This is a genomic window from Streptomyces sp. NBC_00988 (assembly GCF_045162645.1).
Lineage (GTDB): Bacteria > Actinomycetota > Actinomycetes > Streptomycetales > Streptomycetaceae > Streptomyces.
The window spans coordinates 4,393,185-4,408,281 of record NZ_CP108730.1; the positions used below are offsets into that span (position 1 = coordinate 4,393,185).

The window sequence follows — 15,097 nt, forward strand, 5'->3', positions numbered from 1 at the left end:
GATTCAGCCGGGGATTCCGGCGGCGAGCAGCTCCACGAAGCCGACGTCCTCGCGTGCGACCCCGAAGATCTCGGCGCGCAGCATCGTCCGCTCGGCCCAGGCGCGGTGCGGCTTCACCTCGTTCATCTTGTTCGTGTACGCCGAGCGCAGCACGCCCCCGCCGCCCCGCTCCGGCCGCAGGATGTCCTGCGCGTCGGAGAACTCCTCGTGGCTGACCACGGACAGCGCGTGCACGGGCAGCACGTGCGAGGGGTGGATGCAGGTCTTGCCCAGCAGCCCGTTGGCCTGGTCGAGGGAGATCTCGCGCAGCAGCCCGTCCATGGCGTGCTCGATCAGCACCTCGCGCAGCTCCTCCGCCTGGCCCTCCAGGAAGGGGCTGCGGCGCAGCTGCGGCTTGAACATGCGCTCCTGGACCCGGAAGTACTCCCACACCGGGCCGGTCACCGTGAAGCCGGTGCCGTCGGCGCGGCCCAGCATGTTCACCACGTCGCCGATCACGTTGGCGACGATCTGGACGTCGTAGGCCGTCATGTCGGAGGCCCGGCGCAGGCCGTAGGAGGAGCAGAAGTCGGTGACGCCGAGGCGCAGGGCGAGGACGCGGTCGCGGTACTTGTCGACCGCGCGGGAGATGCCCTCCAGGGTCTCGACGCGCGACTCGCGGTACAGCAGCTCGGGCGATTCCAGGACCGGCATGCCGAACAGCCGGTGGCCACTCGCCGCCTCCGCGGCGGCCAGCGCCTCCAGGAAGGGTGTGCCGCTCTCCTCGGTGAACTTGGGCATCACAAAGCCGGAGAGGAGCCTTACGGCCGGGCCCATGCGTCGTACGAGATCGGGGATCTGCTCGGGCACGCGGACCCGGATGAACAGCAGGGGGAGTTCGGTGTCCGGGCGGGCGGCCAGCTCGGTGAACTGCCGGACCAGGTTCTCCTCGGCGGCCGGCACGTCCTCGTCGCCGATCGAGTCCTCCAGGCACAGCACCATGGACACGACGCCGAGTCCCGCCTGCTTGACGATGTCGTCGGCGAGGCGGGGGCGGGTGGCCGGGCTGTAGAGCGTGGCGCCCAGGGCTGCGGCGAGCAGCCGGGCCGGGGAGTCCGCGTCGAACTCGCACGGCTCCTGGAAGAAGAGACGCTGCCGTACCTCAGGGGCAATGTGCCCGAAATGACGCATAAAGCTCCCCCGTGGTGCCGTTGTGGTTCGTGATTGTTTTCGATAGGTGGCCGGTAATAGTACGTACAAACCCATGTCAGGGGTTCCCGCCGGGCATGAACTTCAGGTAACTCGGCCGTGTCGGTGTCCGAACCCCCACGTTGTCGTGACCAGGACCGAGAGGGCAGGATGACCGCATGACGCACGCGATGCTGAAGGGGTCGAACGTCCCGCTGGAAGCCACCACGGTACGTGCCGTGCTGCGCTGGACTCCCGGGCAGGGGGTCCCGGACGTGGATGCCTCCGCGCTGCTCCTCGGCCCCGCCGGTCAGGTGCGTTCCGACGAGGACTTCGTCTTCTACAACCAGCCCCGGCACCCCTCCGGGAAGGTCTGGTGGCTCGGCAAGAAGCGTGTCGCGGAGGGCCCCACCGACACGATCCAGACAGATCTCGCCGGTGTCGAGCCCGAAGTCAGCCGGATTCTGGTGGTCGCTTCGGCGGAGGACAACACCTTCGACCGCGTACAGGGGCTGCGCATCCTGCTGTACGACGCGGCCGTCGCCGAGGGTGAGCCGCTGCTGTATTTCGACATCAAGCCGGAGACCGGTGAGGAGACCGCGCTGATCTGCGGCGAGCTGTACCGGCGGGGTGACGGGTGGAAGTTCCGGGCGCTGGGTGAGGGGTACGCGAACGGGCTGCGTGGGCTGGCGATGGACTTCGGGATCACGGTGGACGAGTCGGAGGGGGTGGCCGCGGGTACCGTTCCGGAGGTTTCACAGCCCTTGCCTCCGGCGGTTCCGGTGCAGTCCGGGTACGGGTACCCCCCGTCCGAGGAGCCCGTGACTCAGCCGGCGTACGGGTATCCGCAGACGGCGCCGGCGCCGGCGCCCGCGGGGACGTATGGGTATCCGCAGCCGGTGCCTGTTGCCGCTGCGCTGGATCCGGACTTCCGGTTGCCCCCGCAGGGGCCGCAGTTCATCTGACGTGGGGTCGGTAGTTCGTTTGGTGCGCGCTGGTGGGGGCTGGGCGCGCCCACGCGGCGGAGCCGCAAATAGACACAGCCCCGCGCCCCTTTGGGGTGCTGCCCCTGAAGGGTGACTATCGCTCGACCTTTGTTTTGTAGCCCCTGCCCCACTGCAGGCCCCAGCCGTACAGGCGGTCCAGTTCTGCCTGGAAGCCGTAGACGAATTTGACCTCGCGGCGGACCACCAGCTCGCCCTTGACGTTCTCGATCATGACGACCGCGCAGGAGCGGGCTTGCGGGTGGCGTTCGTCGAGGCCTATCTCGATGCGGGGGCCGTTGCTGGGGTAGAGGGTGACGATGGCGTGGGTGCGGTCGAAGGCGGGGGTCTGGTCGTAGATGTAGACGAAGACCAGGAGGCGCTTGATCTGGTCGCGGTGGTCGAGGTTGACGTACATCGTCTCGCCGGACGCGGAGCCGAAGCGGTCGTCGCCGCTGAGCTTCACGTACGGGGGTGAGTTGACGTCTCCCAAGAGGCCGCCTAGGGGCTGCACTACGCCCTTGGTGCCGTCCATCAGCTCGTAAAGGCAGCCGAGGTCCAGGTCGACGTTGACCATGCTCTGGCTGTGGCCCATGACCTCCGGGGGCTTGAGCGCCTTGAAGGGGTGGCGCAGGAGGCTGTCGCGCTGGAGGCCGCCTATGTCGGAGGTCCGCATCCGCCAGGTGAGGTTGACGCGGAGGTTGCCGGTGGCCGCGCCCTGTTTGGTGAGCGAGACCTGGTGGTGCCGTTTGGTCAGTTCGATCGCGTTGCTGGCCGCGCTGCCCGAGTCGAAGTCGGCCTCGCGCCGCCAGATTCCGTCGAAGAAGCCCATTCCCGCCCCCACGTTCGCATCCACACTGCGTATGACAAAGCCGTCGGGGCGGCCTGACAGAGGACATGTCCTCGACGGCCGCCCCGAACAGAAGCGTTCCCTTACCAGGGAGCTTGTCACACCCCGGACGGGACCTCAGTCTTCTCGTCCGAGCCTGCTTTTCCCTCGGCTTCCGCGAGGGCCTTGTTCCGGCGTACCGAGGACCAGAAGGACCAGCCGATCAGGATGACGCCGACCAGGCCGGTGATGACCTCGTTGATCTGGTACTGGATGGTGACCATCAGGATCACGGCCAGGGCGCCGATCGCGTAGTGCGCGCCGTGCTCCAGGTAGACGTAGTCGTCGAGGGTGCCCTGGCGGACCAGGTAGACCGTCAGGGAGCGGACGTACATGGCGCCGATGCCCAGGCCGAGGGCCATGAGGACGATGTCGTTGGTGATGGCGAAGGCGCCGATCACGCCGTCGAAGGAGAAGGACGCGTCCAGGACTTCCAGGTACAGGAACATGAAGAACGCCGCCTGGCCTGCCAGGACGACCGCCGAGCGCTGCTTGCCGGTGCGCGCGGCCTCTTCCTCCTCCTCGTGCTCCCTCTCCTCTTCTTCTTCGAGCTTGTCCTCGAAGTAGCCGGAGAGTCCGCCGACGATCATGTACGTGATCAGACCGGAGATACCGGCGATCAGCACCGTCTGCGCCTTGTCGGCGTGTGCGCCACCGTGCTGGTGGGCGTGGGCCGCGAAGGTGAACGAGGTGATCAGCAGGACGATCAGCGCGATGCAGACCGACAGCATGTCGACCTTGCCGAGCTTGGCGAGCGGGCGCTCGATCCAGCGCAGCCACTGGATGTCCCGGTCCTCGAAGATGAAGTCCAGGAAGATCATCAGCAGGAACATGCCGCCGAAGGCCGCGATCGCCGGGTGGGCGTCGGTGACCAGCTGCTGGTAGTGGTCCTTGTTGTTGAGCGCGAGGTCGACCGCGTCGATCGGGCCGATCTTGGCGGTGACCGCGACGATGACGACGGGGAACACCAGCCGCATGCCGAAGACGGCGATCAGGACACCGACCGTGAGGAAGATCTTCTGCCAGAAGGCGGACATCTTCTTCAGGATCCCGGCGTTGACCACCGCGTTGTCGAAGGACAGCGAGATCTCCAGGACGGCCAGGATCGCCACAATGCCGAAGGCTTCCCACCCCCCGTAGAACGCCGCTGCGACAAGGCCGAGCGCGGTGACCGCGAACGACCAGCCGAAGGTTTTCAGAAGCACTGGCTACCCAATCGTGTGTTGGGGGTTCCCCCAGACGGAGTCTGGGGGAGGGTCTCCCCCCGCGCCGCACTCGGCTTTACTTAAAATTTGACGTCGAGCACTGAGTCTAGAGGGAGACTTCGCCGTCCGGGACAGCCGGTGTGGATAACGCCCTTTACGAGACGTTGACCCCGAAGTCCAGGGCGATGCCCCGCAGTCCCGACGCATACCCCTGGCCGACCGCCCTGAACTTCCACTCGCCCTGGTAGCGATAGAGCTCGCCGAAGATCATGGCCGTTTCGGTGGAGGCGTCCTCGGAGAGGTCGTAGCGGGCCAGCTCCTGGCCGTCGGCCTGGTTGACGACGCGGATGAAAGCGTTGCTGACCTGGCCGAAGGTCTGGCCGCGGTTGTCGGCGTCGTGGATGGAGACCGGGAAGACGATCTTGTCGACGTTGGCCGGCACCTTGGCGAGATCGACCAGGATCGACTCGTCGTCACCCTCTCCCTCACCGGTGAGGTTGTCGCCGGTGTGCTCCACCGAACCGTCCGGGCTGGTGAGCTGGTTGTAGAAGATGAACCACTCGTCCCCGAGCACCCGGCCGCCGTTGCACAGCAGCGCGCTGGCGTCGAGGTCGAAGTCGGCTCCGGTGGTGGAGCGTGCGTCCCAGCCGAGGCCGATCAGGACGTTCGTGAGGTTCGGTGCGGCCTTGGACAGGGAGACATTGCCCCCCTTGGCGAGCGTGACGCCCATAGTGCTGGTCCTCCCCGAGGCGATGCTTCTTTGGTTGTCCTGCACTCCCCCAGCGGGGGACCCCCCGGGCGCCGCACGCGAACCGTGCGGCGCCTGGGCGGACGTCAGACGTTGACGCCGAAGTCCTGGGCGATGCCGCGCAGACCCGAGGCGTAGCCCTGGCCGATGGCGCGGAACTTCCACTCCGCGCCGTTGCGGTAGAGCTCGCCGAAGACCATCGCGGTCTCGGTCGAGGCGTCCTCGGAGAGGTCGTAGCGCGCGATCTCGGCGCCGCCGGCCTGGTTGACCACGCGGATGAACGCGTTGCGGACCTGGCCGAAGGACTGCTGGCGGTTCTCGGCGTCGTAGATCGAGACCGGGAAGGTGATCTTGTCGACGTCGGCCGGGACCGCCGCGAGGTTCACCTTGATCGCCTCGTCGTCGCCCTCGCCCTCGCCGGTGGTGTTGTCACCGGTGTGCTCGACGGAGCCGTCGGGGCTCTTGAGGTTGTTGAAGAAGACGAAGTTCGCGTCACTGGCGACCTTGCCCGCGCTGTTCAGCAGCAGTGCGCTGGCGTCGAGGTCGAAGTCGGTGCCGGTGGTGGTGCGGACGTCCCACCCCAGACCGACGATGACCGCGGTCAGGCCCGGGGCCTCCTTGGTCAGTGATACGTTGCCGCCCTTGCTGAGGCTGACTCCCACGAGTCCTCCATTGGTGTCCAGGGGCGGGGATGCCCCGTAGTGCGTCGGTATCGGATCAACGTCTCGATCCTAGTGACGGGTTCCCGACCCTCGCAGGCTCTGGAACCTAACAATCACAGGCTGTCGAGCGCCTTCACGTACTCGTTGAGGTCGCGCGCGTCCGGCAGGCCGTTCACGACCGTCCAGCGCACGACACCCTCCTTGTCGATGACGAAGGTCCCGCGCACGGCGCAGCCCTTGTCCTCGTCGAAGACGCCGTACGCGCGCGAAGTGTTGCCGTGCGGCCAGAAGTCGGAGAGCAGCGGGTACTCCAGGCCCTCCTGCTCGGCGAAGACGCGCAGGGTGTGGATGGAGTCGTTCGAGACCGCGAGGAGCTGGGTGTCGCGGTCGGTGAACTGCGGCAGGTTGTCGCGCAGGGAGCACAGCTCGCCGGTGCAGACGCCGGTGAAGGCGAAGGGGTAGAAGAGCAGCACCACGTTCTTGTCGCCCCGGAAGTCGGACAGCTTCACGGTGGCGCCGTGGTTGTCCTTGAGCTCGAAATCGGGGGCCTTGTCGCCGACCTGGATCGCCATCTCGTCCTGCATCCCTTCGGTGGGGCTGTTCGGGTGAGTCCACCCTGCGACCACCCTACGCAGCGATCACCGCATGCGGACGGACGGGCTGGCGTGGCCAGCCCGTCCGGGATTCAACGATCGAGGTACCTCCGGGGACTACCTCTTGGACTTGGCTGCCTTGGGCGTCACCAGCCGGCTGCCACTCCAGTCCTTGCCCACGCTGACGCTCTTGGCCGCGGAAAGGCCCGCGGTCGTGGCGGCTTCCGAGATGTCGCTGGGCTCGACGTAGCCGTCACGGCCGGTCTTCGGCGTCAGCAGCAGGATCGAGCCGCCCTCCTCGACGTACGAGATGGCGTCCACCAGCACGTCGGTCAGGTCGCCGTCCTCGTCGCGGAACCACAGCACCACGGCATCGGCGACGTCGTCGTAGTCCTCGTCCACCAGGTCGCTGCCGATGACTTCTTCAATGGCCTCGCGGAGTTCCTGGTCTACGTCGTCGTCGTAGCCGATCTCCTGGACCACCTGCTCGGGCTGGAACCCCAGCCTGACGGCAGGGTTCGTCCGCTCCTCCGCGTGGTCCGCGGTCGCGCTCACGGGTTGCCTCCTGATCATGTCTTGATGAATGTCCAGCCACGCGCGTGCGCGAAGCATTGGCCGTAGTCCACACGGACGGGCCGGATCGCGCAAGTACCCGGCGATTCGGAACGCCGAAACGGTGACGATCCTGGCCGTGTCGCCGCAACTCCAGGCACGCTATCGCGGCCGCCGGTGACGTACACCACAGCGTTCTGCCCGGTTTGCACGTTTGAGAACCCTCCGAGGGTACGCGACTCGAATGACTTTGCTAAACGAGTCACGGTTACCTCACGGTAGAGATGACGATTGCCGTCCTGCGGTAGACCATGGGGAACGGTGCAGAACCATGGAAATCCAGCGCCGATAAGCCTCATTAAGCCCCCATCAGCCTCCATCGGCCTCAGACAGCCCCTTCACACAGCTCCCTCTGACAGGTAAGGAACAGCGTGGCTTCCGGATCCGATCGCAATCCGATCATCATTGGCGGCCTTCCGAGTCAGGTTCCTGACTTCGATCCCGAAGAGACCCAGGAGTGGCTCGACTCGCTCGACGCCGCCGTGGACCAGCGTGGCCGCGAGCGGGCCCGCTATCTGATGCTCCGGCTGATCGAGCGGGCCCGCGAGAAGCGCGTGGCCGTGCCCGAGATGCGCAGCACGGACTACGTCAACACGATCGCCACCAAGGACGAGCCGTTCTTCCCCGGCAACGAGGAGATCGAGCGCAAGATCCTGAACGCGACCCGCTGGAACGCCGCGGTGATGGTGTCGAGGGCCCAGCGGCCGGGCATCGGCGTCGGCGGCCACATCGCCACGTTCGCCTCCTCCGCCTCGCTCTACGACGTGGGCTTCAACCACTTCTTCCGGGGCAAGGACCAGGGCGACGGCGGCGACCAGATCTTCTTCCAGGGGCACGCCTCGCCGGGCATCTACGCCCGCGCGTTCCTCCTGGACCGGCTCAGCGAGCAGCAGCTGGACGCGTTCCGCCAGGAGAAGTCGAAGGCGCCGTACGGGCTGTCCTCGTACCCGCACCCGCGGTCGATGCCGGACTTCTGGGAGTTCCCGACCGTGTCGATGGGCCTGGGCCCGCTCGGCGCGATCTTCCAGGCGCGGATGAACCGCTACATGGAGGCGCGCGGGATCGCGGACACGTCGAAGTCGCACGTGTGGGCGTTCCTCGGCGACGGCGAGATGGACGAGCCGGAGTCGCTCGGCCAGCTGTCGATCGCGGCGCGCGAGGGCCTGGACAACCTGACCTTCGTCGTCAACTGCAACCTCCAGCGGCTCGACGGCCCGGTGCGCGGCAACGGCAAGATCATCCAGGAGCTGGAGTCGCAGTTCCGGGGCGCCGGCTGGAACGTCATCAAGCTGGTCTGGGACCGCACCTGGGACCCGCTGCTGGCCCAGGACCGCGACGGTGTGCTGGTCAACCAGCTGAACACCACGCCGGACGGCCAGTTCCAGACGTACGCCACGGAGACCGGCGCGTACATCCGCGAGCACTTCTTCGGGCACGACCACCGGCTGCGCGCGATGGTCGAGAACATGACCGACGACCAGATCCTGCACCTGGGGCGCGGCGGGCACGACCACCAGAAGGTGTACGCGGCCTTCGCGGCGGCCAAGCAGCACCAGGGCCAGCCGACCGTCGTCCTCGCCCAGACGGTCAAGGGCTGGACGCTGGGCCCCAACTTCGAGGGCCGCAACGCCACGCACCAGATGAAGAAGCTGACGGTCGCCGACCTCAAGGGCTTCCGCGACCGGCTGCACCTGCCGATCACCGACCAGGAGCTGGAGTCCGGCGCGCCGCCGTACTTCCACCCGGGCCGGAACTCGGAGGAGATCCAGTACATGCACGACCGGCGCAACGCGCTGGGCGGCTACGTCCCGACGCGCGTCGTCCGCTCGAAGCCGCTGGCGTTGCCCGAGGACAAGACGTACGCGAGTGTGAAGAAGGGTTCGGGCCAGCAGTCGATCGCCACCACCATGGCGTTCGTACGGCTGCTCAAGGACCTCATGCGGGACAAGGAGATCGGCAGGCGGTTCGTGCTGATCGCGCCGGACGAGTACCGCACGTTCGGCATGGACTCGTTCTTCCCGAGCGCGAAGATCTACAACCCGCTGGGCCAGCAGTACGAGTCGGTCGACCGTGAACTCCTGCTCGCCTACAAGGAGTCGCCGACCGGCCAGATGCTGCACGACGGCATCTCCGAGGCGGGCTGCACCGCTTCGCTGATCGCGGCGGGTTCGGCGTACGCGACACACGGCGAGCCGCTCATCCCGGTCTACGTCTTCTACTCGATGTTCGGTTTCCAGCGCACCGGTGACCAGTTCTGGCAGATGGCGGACCAGTTGGCGCGCGGATTCGTGCTGGGCGCGACCGCGGGGCGTACGACTCTGACCGGCGAGGGACTCCAACACGCGGACGGCCACTCGCAGTTGCTGGCGTCGACCAACCCGGGGTGTGTCGCCTACGACCCGGCGTACTCGTACGAGATCGCGTACATCGTGCAGGACGGGCTGCGGCGGATGTACGGCTCGGACGCGGAACACCCGCACGGCGAGGACGTCTTCTACTACCTCACCGTCTACAACGAGCCGATCCAGCACCCGGCCGAGCCCGCGGACGTCGACGTGGAGGGCATCCTCAAGGGCGTCCACCGCATCAGTCAGGGGGCTTCGGGGACGGTTCCGGCGCAGGTCATGGCGTCCGGGGTGGCCGTGCCGTGGGCGCTTGAGGCGCAGCGGATCCTCGCCGAGGACTGGAACGTCCGGGCCGATGTGTGGTCCGCGACCTCCTGGAACGAACTGCGGCGCGAGGCGGTCGAGGTCGAGCGGCACAATCTGCTGCATCCCGAGGAGGAGCAGCGGGTTCCTTATGTCACGCGGAAGTTGAGCGGGGCGGAGGGGCCGTTCGTGGCTGTTTCCGACTGGATGCGGTCGGTTCCCGACCAGATCTCGCGGTGGGTGCCGGGGACGTACCAGTCCCTGGGGGCGGACGGTTTCGGGTTCGCGGACACGCGCGGGGCGGCTCGGCGGTTCTTCCACATCGACGCGCAGTCGATCGTGGTGGCCGTGCTGACGGAGTTGGCCCGGGAGGGGAAGGTCGACCGGTCGGTGCTGAAGCAGGCGATCGATCGGTACCAGTTGCTGGATGTCTCTTCGGCTGATCCGGGTGCGGCGGGCGGGGACGCGTAGCCGTTTTTCGTCTGCTGGGGCGTGGGGGCTGGTCACACAGCTCCCTGCGCCCCTTCGGGGCACCCATCGGAGTGCGCCCCGCCACCTAACATGCCGTCATGAACGAACCATCCGCACAAGCTCGTTGGGAGCAACGGACTCAGCGGCCCCTGTTAGGCCTTGCGGTGGGTTTTGCCGTGGCGTACGCCGTGCCGATCGTGGACTCGACCGCCGGGCACCGGCTGACGACGGTGTGCACGGTGGTCGAGTGGGTGGTGTGGGGGGCGTTCGCCGCCGACTATCTGATGCGGCTCGCGATGTCCCGGGACCGCCGGCGGTTCGTGCGGACCCACTGGATGGACCTGTGCGCGGTCGTGCTGCCGATGCTGCAGCCCCTACGGCTGCTGCGCATGGTGTCGACGCTGATACTGGTCGGCCGCCGGGCCCGGATGGCCTCACAGATCCAGCTCACGACGTATGTCGCCGGCGCGGTCATCGGCCTGCTGATGTTCGGTTCACTGGCGGTCCTCTCCGTCGAACGGGACTCCCCCAACGGGAACATCCGGACGCTGGGTGACGCCGTCTGGTGGTCCTTCACCACGATGACAACCGTGGGCTACGGCGACCACGCCCCCACCACCGGCCTCGGCCGCATGATCGCCGTCGGCCTGATGCTGTCCGGCATCGCCCTGCTCGGTGTCGTCACCGCGAACATCGCCACGTGGTTCATCGCCCGCTTCGAGAAGGACGACGTGGAGGAACGCCGCCAGACCCTGGCGATCGAGGCACTGGCGGCGGAGGTGCGGGCACTGCGGGCGGAGGTGGCGGCGTTGTCGGGGGTGCGGGTGGGAGCCCTGTCGGGGGCGGAGGCGACGGGTGTTCCGCTGCTGCCGGTCGGGGACGAGCTGTCCCGTTAGCCGCAGATCCGGTTCCGGCTCAGAAGAACGTCCACAGAACCGCCGCCAACGTGTCGATCGCTCCCAGCACCAGGGCCACCAGCGCCATCGCCCGGCGGGAGCCCGTCCACCTGCGGCCCATGGCCAGCCAGCCGCAGATCACCGCGATCGGGCCCAGGACGATTCCCAGGGTGAAGAAGCCGGCGATCGCGCAGACCAGGCCGATGATGCCCAGGGTCGCGCGGTCCGGCCCGGTCCCTGACCCCATGCGGCCACGCGAGCGGGGGTTCCTGCGCGTTCCGTTGCCGAAGCCTGTCATCGTCAACTCCCTGGGCGTCCATGCCAGTTCGGCCGGTTCTCCTACGGTGACCGGATACCCCCGTACGCACAAAAAAAGCCTGCTTGCGCGCTGCCCCCCTCCGGCAGCGCGCCGCAGACCAACCCGTCCCCCCTGCCCTGCGGAGGACTTGACTTACTGTGACCTGCGGCGCGTACCGGACGCCAGGAATCTTTAGCGGAGTCACCCTGATAGGCGAAATCGGCCTGGAACAGGGTTGGATGCGTGCCGTCAGATGTGGGCCGCGCCCGCTCCCGCCTCCGCGTTCTCGCCGCGCTTGGTCAGGAGCGCGACGAAGACCGCGACCACCGCTACGCCGGCCGCGACGAGGCAGGCCAGGCTCATGCCGGAGATGAACGTGTCGTGGGCGACCTGCGTGATCTTCGCGGCGACCGTCTCCGGGGTGCCCGGGGCGATCGGGGCCACGCCGACCTGGACCGCTTCGGCGGCCGCGTCGAGCTGGGGCTGGGTGAGCTTGGGCAGGCCCGCGTCCTTCCAGTTGCCGGCCAGGTCGCTGTCGACGCGGGATGCCATCACGGCGCCGAGGACGGCCGTACCGAGGCTGCCGCCGATCTGCATCGCGGCCTGCTGGAGACCGCCGGCGACGCCGGAGAGCTCCATGGGCGCGTTGCCCACGATGACCTCGGTCGCGCCGACCATCACCGGGGCGAGGCCGAGGCCCAGCAGGGCGAACCAGATCGACATGACCGCGCTGCCGGTGTCCGAGGTGAGGGTGGACATGCCGTACATGGCGATCGCGGTGGCCGCCATGCCGCCCGCCAGCGGGATGCGCGGGCCGAGCTTGGTGATCGCCGCGCCGGCGAGCGGGGAGCCGACGATCATCATCCCGGTGAGCGGGAGGAGGTGGAGACCGGCGTCGATCGGGCTCATACCGTGCACGTTCTGCAGGTAGAACGTCACGAAGAACAGGCCGCCCATGAAGGCGATCGCCATCAGGACCATGAGGACCACACCCGCGGACAGCGGGACCGAGCGGAACAGGCCCAGCGGGATGAGGGGTTCCTTGACCCGGGTCTCCCAGAAGGCGAACAGGGCGAAGCCCAGCACCGATACGGCGAGGAACGACCATGTCGTGCCGGAACCCCAGCCCCAGGCCGGCGCCTTGATGAGGGCCCAGACGAGGCAGAACATCGCGCCGGAGAGCAGCACGATGCCGAGGACGTCGAAGGAGCGCGGCGCGTTCTCGGCGCGGTGGTCGCGGAGGATCAGCGCGCCGAGGACCAGCGCGATGGCACCGACCGGCACGTTGATGAAGAACACGGACTGCCAGTTGACGTGCTCGACGAGCACGCCGCCGAGGATCGGGCCGCCCGCGGTGGAGGCGCCGATGACCATGCCCCACAGGCCGATGGCCATGTTGAGCTTCTCGGCCGGGAAGGTGGCCCGCAGCAGACCGAGCGCGGCCGGCATCAGCAGCGCGCCGAACAGACCCTGGAGCACGCGGAACGTGACGACGAACGCGATGCTGTGCGAGAGGCCGATCGCGCCGGACGCGAGGGCGAAGCCGCTCACGCCGATCAGGAAGGTCTGGCGGTGGCCGAAGCGGTCACCGAGCTTGCCGGCGGTGATGAGGGAGACCGCGAGGGCGAGGAAGTAGCCGTTGGTGATCCACTGGACGTCGGCGAAGCTGGCGCCGAGGTCCTTCTGGATGGCCGGGTTGGCAATCGCGACGATGGTGCCGTCGAGGGCCACCATCATGACGCCGACGGCGACGGTTATGAGGGTGAACCACGGGTGGCCGCGCAGCCCCGTGGACGGCGTCGGGTCGGACGGGGCGGCTGGTGCCTTGTCCCCCGGCCCCGTCGCGCTGATGGTGGTCTGACTAGTCATACGCGCGAGGCTAATGTCAGCCACTGACAGTTGACAAACAGGGTCAGATGTCGGCGACTGTCAACAATCGCGAGGAGAACAGCATGGAGACGTTGCGCGAGCGCAAGAAGGCCCGTACGCGGGACGCGCTGCTGCACGCCGCGCTCGAACTGTTCACCACCAAGGGCTACGAACAGACCACCGTCGACGAGATCGCCGAGGCCGTCGACGTCTCGCAGCGCACCTTCTTCCGCTACTTCACGAACAAGGAGGAGGCCGCGTTCTTCGTGCCCCGGCTCACGGAGACGCACTTCGTCGCGGCCGTCCGCGCCCGCCCGCCGCACGAGGCCCCGCTGGAGGCGCTGCGCCGGGCCGTGCTGGAGAGCTGGGACACCATCAACGAGGCGATCCAGCAGGTCGTACCGCTGGACCTGCACATGCGCACCTACCGCGTGATCGAGTCGACGCCCGCGCTGCTCGCCGCGCATCTGCGGCGCTCGCAGGAACTGGAGGAGGAGCTGGCGCGGATCGTCGCCGAGCGCGAGGGACTCGACGTGGACACGGACCCCCGGCCGCGCCTGGTCGTGGCCGTGTTCGGCGGGGTGATGCGGGTGGTCGAGCGGATGTGGATCGCGGGCGACGACCTCAGCATCGAGGCGATGCGCGAGCTGACCGCCGACTACCTCGACGGGGTGGGACCGGCCCTCGCCGGGAACTGGCGCACGAGCCGCGCGGGGTGAGTCGTACTGAGTTTCTCGTCACGTACCGCTGAAACGTGATCCCCGTCACTCGGTTAACGCGAGACCCTCTCGTTCTCCTAGTGTGTCCTCCCAGTGACTTCCTTCGACTCCTCCCCCACGCTGAACGCCTGGCGCGCACTGGCCGCGCTGGCCGTGGTGTTCGTGATGCTGGCGACCACCGGCTGGACCGCGGTCCGCAGCCACCCCGGGAAAACGGCGCTCCAGGCCTCCCTCTCCGCATGGGAGCACGGCCATATAAACGGGCGCGAGCTGCCCGACCCGGACGCCTCCCCGACCCGGCTGGCCCGGTTCTTCGCCTCGCTCACCGCGCAGCAGCGGACGCGTCTCGCGCACCGCTACCCGCTCGCGGTCGGCAACATGAACGGCGCCCCGGTCTCGCTGCGCTACCGCGCCAACCGCGTCGCCCTCGACCAGCAGCGCAAGGTCGAGAAGAAGCGCATGCACGACAACCGCCTCACGCCCCTCGGGCAGCAGGAGGCCGGCCGCCTCATGCACCGCTTCGAGGCGCTGATGACCGACAGCCGCCACATCCTGGCCTTCGACCCCGAGGGTTCGGGCCGGATCGCCGAGGTCTTCGGCGACCTGGACACCGCGCAGCGCGTCTCGGTCATCGTCCCCGGCGTCGACACCGACCTGCTCACGTTCCAGAAGACGGGCAAGAACTACTCGGCGCCGGTCGGCATGGCCCAGAACCTGTACGCCGCCGAGAACACGGCGAAGTCCGCGACCGGCACGACCGGCACCCGTACGGCGGTCATCGCCTGGGCCGACTACACCTCCCCCGGCGGCCTCGGCATCGACTCGGCCACCGCGGGACGCGCCGAGGCCGGCGCCGTACGGCTGAACGCGCTGGTGCGGGCGCTGCCCGGGACCTCGCAGGTCGCCCTGTTCTGCCACAGCTACGGCTCGGTGGTGTGCGGGGTCGCCGCGCACGAACTGCCGGCCCGGGTGACCGACATCGCGGTGGCCGGCAGCCCCGGCATGCGGACCTCGAAGGCCTCCCATCTGCACACGCTCGCGCGGGTGTGGGCGATGCGGGACGCCGACGACTGGATCCAGGACGTGCCGTACATGGAGCTCGGCGGCCTCGGGCACGGCGAGGACCCGGTGTCGAACGCCTTCGGCGCGCGCGTGCTGTCCGCCAAGGATGCGGAGGGCCACACCGGTTACTTCGCGGCGGGCACAGACAGTCTCGCCAACTTCGCCGACATCGGGGTTGGCGCGTACCGCTCGGTGACGTGCGCGCACGAAGGTGACACCTGCCGAGAGGGTTTGTCCGGCGCCTCGGCCGCCGGACGCGCGTAGAAACAGCAGGA

General features: G+C 68.1%; 14 protein-coding genes. 5 read left to right on the forward strand and 9 right to left on the reverse strand.

Annotation, left to right across the window (positions count from 1 at the left end; genetic code table 11):
* Positions 1-3 precede the first annotated feature (3 nt).
* Positions 4-1,170 carry an HpcH/HpaI aldolase/citrate lyase family protein gene (locus tag OG496_RS20010; protein ID WP_405971846.1) on the reverse strand — a complete coding sequence of 389 codons (1,167 nt, stop codon included), beginning with the start codon at positions 1,168-1,170 and terminating at the stop codon, positions 4-6.
* Between the two features lie 176 nt (positions 1,171-1,346).
* Here OG496_RS20010 and OG496_RS20015 point away from each other — a divergent pair, with 176 nt between their 5' ends.
* Positions 1,347-2,132 (forward strand): TerD family protein, encoded by a 786-nt coding sequence (locus OG496_RS20015; RefSeq protein WP_405971847.1) that lies wholly within the window; start codon positions 1,347-1,349, stop codon positions 2,130-2,132.
* A gap of 115 nt (positions 2,133-2,247) precedes the next feature.
* Here OG496_RS20015 and OG496_RS20020 read toward each other — a convergent pair whose 3' ends face one another.
* From OG496_RS20020 to OG496_RS20045, 6 genes are all read right to left on the reverse strand, one after another.
* The gene (locus OG496_RS20020; protein ID WP_033286889.1) at positions 2,248-2,982 is read right to left on the reverse strand and encodes a Tellurium resistance; all 735 of its coding nucleotides are present in this window, start codon (positions 2,980-2,982) and stop codon (positions 2,248-2,250) included.
* Positions 2,983-3,098: 116 nt separating this feature from the next.
* The gene (locus tag OG496_RS20025) at positions 3,099-4,244 is read right to left on the reverse strand and encodes a DUF475 domain-containing protein (protein ID WP_405971848.1); all 1,146 of its coding nucleotides are present in this window, start codon (positions 4,242-4,244) and stop codon (positions 3,099-3,101) included.
* Between the two features lie 154 nt (positions 4,245-4,398).
* Positions 4,399-4,974, reverse strand: a complete 576-nt coding sequence (locus OG496_RS20030) for a TerD family protein (protein WP_033286888.1) — start codon at positions 4,972-4,974, stop codon at positions 4,399-4,401.
* A 104-nt stretch (positions 4,975-5,078) separates the two neighbouring features.
* Positions 5,079-5,654 (reverse strand): TerD family protein, encoded by a 576-nt coding sequence (locus OG496_RS20035; protein ID WP_019060360.1) that lies wholly within the window; start codon positions 5,652-5,654, stop codon positions 5,079-5,081.
* Positions 5,655-5,767: 113 nt separating this feature from the next.
* Positions 5,768-6,226, reverse strand: a complete 459-nt coding sequence (locus OG496_RS20040) for a peroxiredoxin (RefSeq protein ID WP_026150930.1) — start codon at positions 6,224-6,226, stop codon at positions 5,768-5,770.
* A gap of 138 nt (positions 6,227-6,364) precedes the next feature.
* The gene (locus OG496_RS20045) at positions 6,365-6,802 is read right to left on the reverse strand and encodes a DUF3052 domain-containing protein (RefSeq protein WP_019060358.1); all 438 of its coding nucleotides are present in this window, start codon (positions 6,800-6,802) and stop codon (positions 6,365-6,367) included.
* Positions 6,803-7,230: 428 nt separating this feature from the next.
* Here OG496_RS20045 and aceE point away from each other — a divergent pair, with 428 nt between their 5' ends.
* Together aceE and OG496_RS20055 are read left to right on the forward strand one after the other, a co-directional pair.
* A complete protein-coding gene (gene aceE, locus OG496_RS20050; protein ID WP_405971849.1) occupies positions 7,231-9,978 on the forward strand; it encodes a pyruvate dehydrogenase (acetyl-transferring), homodimeric type in 2,748 nt (915 codons plus the stop codon).
* Positions 9,979-10,076: 98 nt separating this feature from the next.
* Positions 10,077-10,874 carry a potassium channel family protein gene (locus OG496_RS20055; protein WP_405971850.1) on the forward strand — a complete coding sequence of 266 codons (798 nt, stop codon included), beginning with the start codon at positions 10,077-10,079 and terminating at the stop codon, positions 10,872-10,874.
* Positions 10,875-10,893: 19 nt separating this feature from the next.
* Here OG496_RS20055 and OG496_RS20060 read toward each other — a convergent pair whose 3' ends face one another.
* Positions 10,894-11,172, reverse strand: coding sequence for a DUF4190 domain-containing protein (locus OG496_RS20060; protein ID WP_366491095.1), 279 nt, complete (start codon positions 11,170-11,172; stop codon positions 10,894-10,896).
* A 249-nt stretch (positions 11,173-11,421) separates the two neighbouring features.
* Positions 11,422-13,041 carry an MFS transporter gene (locus tag OG496_RS20065; RefSeq protein ID WP_405971851.1) on the reverse strand — a complete coding sequence of 540 codons (1,620 nt, stop codon included), beginning with the start codon at positions 13,039-13,041 and terminating at the stop codon, positions 11,422-11,424.
* 83 nt (positions 13,042-13,124) lie between these two features.
* Between OG496_RS20065 and OG496_RS20070 the strand changes: the two genes are divergently transcribed.
* Positions 13,125-13,760, forward strand: a complete 636-nt coding sequence (locus tag OG496_RS20070) for a TetR family transcriptional regulator (RefSeq protein ID WP_399395019.1) — start codon at positions 13,125-13,127, stop codon at positions 13,758-13,760.
* Positions 13,761-13,853: 93 nt separating this feature from the next.
* The gene (locus OG496_RS20075) at positions 13,854-15,086 is read left to right on the forward strand and encodes an alpha/beta hydrolase (RefSeq protein WP_405971852.1); all 1,233 of its coding nucleotides are present in this window, start codon (positions 13,854-13,856) and stop codon (positions 15,084-15,086) included.
* The last annotated feature ends 11 nt before the right edge of the window (positions 15,087-15,097 follow it).